Genomic DNA, 6,238 nt, shown 5'->3' on the forward strand with positions numbered 1-6,238 from the left:
CACACCCCGCACCAACACCCCCGGCACAGCCACCACCTGCTCCAACACCCGCACAAACCGCCCCACCAACAACTCCGCCACACCACGATCGAAGACATCGAGGGCGTACTCCAGGTAGCCGCGGAACTCCCCGCCGACCTCGGCCATGATCAGGCTGAGGTCGAACTTGGCGACCTGGTTCTCCGTGGGTACGACCGACCATTCCAGGCCGGGCATCTCGACCACCGTGTCCGGGGTCGCGATGGTGCTCTGCCAGACGAACGCGACCTGGAACAGCGGGTGGTAGGACGTGGACCGCTCCGGGTTCAGCAGTTCCACCAGCCGCTCGAACGGCACGTCCTGGTTGTCGTAGGCGGCGAGCGCCTTGTCCCGCACCTGGTCCACGACCTGCTCGAACGACCGGTCCCCCGACAGATCGACCCGCAGCACCCAGTTGTTGACGAAGAAGCCGATCAGGTCGTTGAGGTCCTCGTCCGTGCGGCCCGCGATCGGGGAGCCCATCACGACGTCATCGCCGGCGCCCAGCTTGGAGAGCAGCAGGGCGTACGCGGCCTGCAGCACCATGGGCACGGTCGCGTTGTGCTTGCGGGCCAGTGCCTCGATGCCGGATGCCAGTTCGGGCGTGACGGCGAACTCGACGGTCTCGCCGCGGTGGCTTCGGTGCACGGGGCGCTGCCGGTCGGTGGGCAGGGTCAGGGGCTGCGGGGAGCCGGCCAGTTCCCGGCGCCAGTAGGCGACCTGGGCGGCGGCGATGCTCTCCGGGTTGTCCAGCTCGCCGAGCAGTTCCTGCTGCCACAGCGTGTAGTCGGCGTACTGGACGGGCAGCGGCTCCCACTCGGGTTCCTGGCCCTGGGCCCGGAACACGTACGCCGTCGTCAGGTCGCGAGCCAGCGGAGCCATGGAGGCGGCGTCACCGGCGATGTGGTGCATCAGGATGACCAGGACGTACTCCTGCGGTCCGACCGCCAGCAGGCTCACCCGGATCGGGATCTCGGACTCCAGCGTGAAACGGTGGGCCACCGCCTCCGCGATCGCGTCCGCGACCTGTTCCTCGGTGACCGCCCGCGTCGGGACCTCGATCGACACGTCCTGCGGCGACAGGATCCGCTGGAACGCCACGCCCCGCTCGTCCTCGCCGATCACCGTGCGCAGACTCTCGTGCCGCAGCACCACGTCACGCACGGCGAGGGCCATCACACCGGCGTCGACATCGGCCCGCAGACGAAGCACGACGGGCTGGTTGTAGGTCACCGACGGACCCTCGAACCGGTACAGGAACCACAGCCGGCTCTGCGCGAACGACAACGGGATCATGACATTACCTCTCGAGGATCGATGGGCCCGGCGCGGTCGCCTCGGGCCCTGTCGTTGCCTGGCTACGGCTGTTCGGTCACCGGCGCGGGCACCGGCGGTGCGGACGCCGGTGCCCCGGCGCCGTTCGGTTCGGCGGCAGGGACCGTCGGGCGGTCGTCGATACGGCCGACGTGGACCAGTTCACCGGTCCGCATGCGGCGGACCAGGTCGCCGGTGCGGTACATCCGGCCGCCGGCCGGATCGAACGGGTTGGCCACGAAGCGGGCCGCCGTCCGGCCGGGAGCGCCCAGGTAACCGCGGCCGAGGCCCGGTCCGGCGAGGTACAGCTCGCCCGTGACCCGGGGCGGGACCGGAGCGAACCCGGGGCCCAGCACCAGCGCCTGCACATCCGGCAGCGGCAGGCCCAGCGGGGGGAATCCGGTGCCGGTCCACTCCTCGGTGTGCGGGACCGTGAGGGTGGTGACGGTTCCGGTCTCCGGGTGCCCGTACCAGTGGAGCACCCGTGTTCCCGGCAGCTCGGCCCTCACCTTGGCGACCAGCTCGGCCGGCAGCGGCTCACCGGAGAACAGGACGGTGTCGACGTCCTCCGTCGCGCCGCCGGGGACCGCGGTGAAGCGTGAGGGCCGCGCGCTGAGGACGGTCCTCGTCCAGGGGCCGCCCGGGCGGGTGCCCAGCGGGTCATCGGTGAGGTCGAGGGTGGCGCCCGTGGACAGCGCGGTGAACACCTCCACCGTCGCTATGTCGACGCTCGCGGACGTGCGGGGCAGGAGCCGCACGCCCGGCCCCATGCCGAGCTGGGCGGCCAGCCGTGCCACGAGAGCGGTGACGTTGTGATAGGTGATCCCCGTACGGCCGAGCGACGCGCGGTTCGGCTCCGGCGTACCGGTGACGAGGGCCAGGTGCTGCGGCCGCAGTGGCCGGCGCCGTTCCGCGTGCTTGGGCGCGCGCTCCACTCCCGCCCGGGGCCCGTCCAGGTAGAGGTACGGGACCGGCAGTTCCGGCAGGGCGGTCGCGGCTTCGCGCTCGGCGAGAACGGCCACCGGGCCGGCACCGTTCGCCGCGTCGGCGCAGGCGGCCAGAGCGGTGGCGTGGCTCGCGTCGGTCTCCAGCGGCAAATACGCGCCCCCGGCCTTGGCCACCGCGAGCAGCGCCACCACCGACTCCACCGACCGTCGCGCGGAGACGGCCACGGCCACCGGGCGATCGGGGCGGGCGCCGAGTTCGATCAGCTCCATGGCCAGTGCGTTGGCGTGTGCGTCGAGCTCGGCATAGGTCAGCGACCGGCTGTCGTCGAGCACGGCCACCGCCTCGGGCGACCCGGCCACCGCGGCCTCGAACAGACCGGGCAGCAGGGACGGGTCGTGCCCGACCGTTCCGCGCGCCGCCGCTGACCTCGCCGGCCGCTTCTGCTCCAGCAGCTCGCGCTCCGCGGCGGTGAGCACCTCCACGGTGGCGACCGGGACGTCCGGGTCGGCGACGATCTGTTCCAGCACCCGCAGGTACCGCTCCGCCATGCGCTCCACGGCCCCCGGTTCGAACACACCGCGCTGGTACTGGAGCGACATCCGCAGCGGCTCGGGCGCCGCCATCAGCGTCATGGCGTAGTGCGTGCCCGTCGAGTACCGGAACCGGCTGATCGTCACACCGGAGTCGGACAGCGCCTGGGCACCCGCGCCGTCCCACGGGTAGGACTCGAAGACCACGACGCTGTCGAACAGGGTGCGCAGTCCGGTGCCCTCCTGGATCTCGGCCAGGCTGTGGTGGTGATGGTCGAGCAGCCCGGTCTGCCGACCCTGCAGGTCCGTCATGACCTTGGTGAGCGAGTCACCGGGGTGGTAGTGGGCGCGGACCGGCAGTGTGTTGATGAACAGGCCGAGCATCTCGTCGACGCCGGCCAGTTGCGGCGGCCGGCCGGAGACCGTCATGCCGAACAGCACGTCGTTGCGGGCGGTCAGCTGACCGAGCAGGATCGCCCAGGCGCCCTGGACGACGGTGTTGATCGTCACCCCCATGTCGGCGGCGCGGCGCACCAGCTCCCGCGCTCCCTCGGGGGACAGCGCGACCTCGGCACGGCCGATGCCGCCGGCGGTGTCGGCGGCCCGCGCCTGCGGTGCCAGCAGGGTCGGCTCGGTCACGCCCGCGAGCTCCTCGGCCCAGGCGCGGGCGGACACGGCACGGTCCTGCCGCGACCGCCAGACCAGGAAGTCCCGGTAGTTCCGGGGCCGGGGCAGCGCCGAGGCGTCCCCGCGATCCTCGTAGAGCCCGATGAGATCCCGCAGGACCAGCGGCAGCGACCAGCCGTCGAACATCAGGTGGTGGCTGGTCACGATCAGCTCGAAACCGCGCTCGGCCATCCGGATCAGCGTGAGCCGGAACAGCGGCGCCGTCGCCGGATCGAAGTGCGCACGGGAGTCGGCGGCCAGCAACTCCTCCAGTCTGCGGCCGCGTTCGCCCTCGGGCAGGTCCCGCAGGTCGATCTCCGCCCAGGGCAGCTCGACCCGGTCCGGCACGACCTGCACCGCCGCCCCGTCCGCCGCGAAGTCGAAGGCCACGCGCAGGTTCGGGTACCGGTCCAGCAGCGCCTGCCCCGCGGCCCGCATACGGTCCGCCTCCACCGGACCGTCCAGGTGCAGCGTGAACTGCATCTGGTAGGGGTCGTACTCCTGCCCGGCCAGCATGGCGTGGAACAGCAGACCGGACTGCATGGGCGTCAACGGCCAGACGTCCACCGGACGACGGTCCCGGTGCCGCACTTCCATGGTCTCGATCTCCGCCTGGCTCAGCGAGACCAGCGCCAGGTCGGACGGTGTGAGCCCGCCGGCGGCGTCGGTGGTGGCATGCCGGGCGAGTCCGGTCAGGGCCTCCACCCACAGATCGGCGAGCCGCTGGGCGTCCTCCCGCGCCAGCGCTCCGGAGGCGAACGTGAACAGCGCGCTGAGGGTCGGCCCTTGAGCGGAGTCGGTGACAACGGCGTTGATGTCGAGGGTGTGCGTGATGGGCATGTCGGCGTCGAACTCCGCGGACACGTCGTCGAACAAGGAGACCGGTGCCCATCCCTGGCCCCCGATCTCGGCCGGAGCGCCGGTGTCGCCGGAGAACCGGCCGAGGTAGTTGAAGCCGATCTGTCCGGTGGGCAGTTGGGAAAGGATGGGGGCGGTGTCGGGGTTGAGGTGGCGCAGCAGGCCGTAGCCGATGCCCTTGTCGGGGACCGCGCGCAGCTGCTCCTTGACCGCCTTCACTGCACGTCCTGCGGCGAGGCCGCCGGCGAAGGCGTCGTCGAGATCGATCCCGGCGACGTCGGCCCGCACCGGGTAGAGCGTGGTGAACCAGCCGACGGTCCGCGACAGGTCCGCGCCCGGGATCACGTCCTCCTCGCGGCCGTGGCCCTCCATGTTCACGAGCACCGACTGCTCCGAACCGCCCCGGGTCCGCCGCCACGCCGCGACGGCCAGCGCCACGCCGGTCAGCAGGGCGTCGTCGGGACCGCAGCGGAACACCTCCGGCAGCCGCGTCAGCAGCGTCTCGGTCACCTCGGCGGACAACCGCACCCGCACCCGCTCGGCCGTCGCCGTGGTGTCCAGCGACGGGTTCAGGGGCCTGGTCCCGAGCACCGGATCCGGCTGGGCGAGGACGTCACGCCAGTGGCCGAGTTCGGCGACGCGTTCCGGTCGGTGGGACTCCTCGGCCAGGGCCGTGCTCCAGCGGCGTACCGAAGTACCGACCTCGGGCAGCACAGGCACCCGACCTTCTCGCACGGCCGCCCAGGCCTGCACGAAGTCCGGGACGAGGATGCGCCAGGAGACGCCGTCGACGACGAGGTGGTGGGCGACGACGAGAAGGCGGCCCTTGTCAGCGCCGGTGCCGAGGCCGGTTCCGACGCTGGTGCTGGTGCTGGTCGGGGTGAACCAGACGAACTGCAGCATGGTCCCGGCAGCGGGGTCCAGACGGTCCAGGGCGCGGTCCAGCTCAGAGGAGATCAGTCCGCCCCAGGCGTTCTCGTCACTGCCGCCGTCGCATTCGACGCGATGCAGCAGAGTCGATATGTCGATGGAGCCGGGCTCGTCGAGGACCAGCTTCGACTCCTCCCCGCTGCCGTGTCCGTGGCCGGGGATCAGGCGGGAGCGCCACATGTCGTGCCGGTCCACGACCGCCGACAACGTCGCGACAAGACCGTCGTGGTCGATGCCGGTGGGCAGGTCCAGCACCATCCACTGCGCGTAACGGCCGTGCGAGCCCTGCCGGTCGAGCATCCAGTGACCGATCGGCAGCAGCCCCACCTCACCGACCCCGCCCCCAGGCAGTTCCTCCAGCACGGCACGGTCCCCGGCACCACCACTGGCGCCGGCCAGCAGAGCGAGTCCGGCGACGGTACGGGCCTCGAAGACATCCCGCGCCTTGACACTCAGACCCACATGACGGGCCTGGGTCACCACCTGGATCGAGCGGATGCTGTCCCCGCCCAGGGCGAAGAAGTCATCATCAACCCCGACCCGGTCCACGCCGAGGACCTCGGCGAACACACCCGCCAGCAACTCCTCCTCCGCAGAAGCAGGCGCACGATAAGCACCACCGGAGAACACCGGCGCCGGAAGAGCGGCTTTGTCGACCTTGCCGTTCACCGTCAACGGCAACCCGTCCAACACCACGAACGCCGACGGCACCATGTACTCCGGGAGCCGTTCCGCCGCGTGGCTCCGTACCTCGGCCACGACGTGATCGGTGACGACACCGTCCACCACGACCATGTCGCCGTGGAACTCGAGAACGCCGTCGATGGTGTCTCCGCTGGTGGCGACCTTCTCGGTGGCGTCCGACCGCTTGGGCACGATGTATGCGACGAGTCGTTTGGTGGTGTCGGTGACGCCGGGGGTGTCGGTGTCGTCGGAACGAGCGACGACCACGGCCTGCGCGACCGCCGGATGCG

The 6,238-nt window shown here is 71.4% G+C and carries 2 protein-coding genes; both read right to left on the minus strand.

From position 1 onward, the window contains the following. Positions 1–1,314 (minus strand): condensation domain-containing protein (locus ACWCPN_RS34735; protein WP_451214563.1); only part of this gene is annotated, 1,314 nt, incomplete at its 3' end. Positions 1,315–1,376: 62 nt separating this feature from the next. Then, on the minus strand, positions 1,377–6,215 hold the full coding sequence (locus tag ACWCPN_RS34740) for a condensation domain-containing protein (RefSeq protein ID WP_451214565.1): 4,839 nt from the start codon (positions 6,213–6,215) through the stop codon (positions 1,377–1,379). Positions 6,216–6,238 lie beyond the last annotated feature (23 nt).

The sequence above is a fragment of the Streptomyces sp. NPDC002386 genome, from assembly GCF_053593175.1.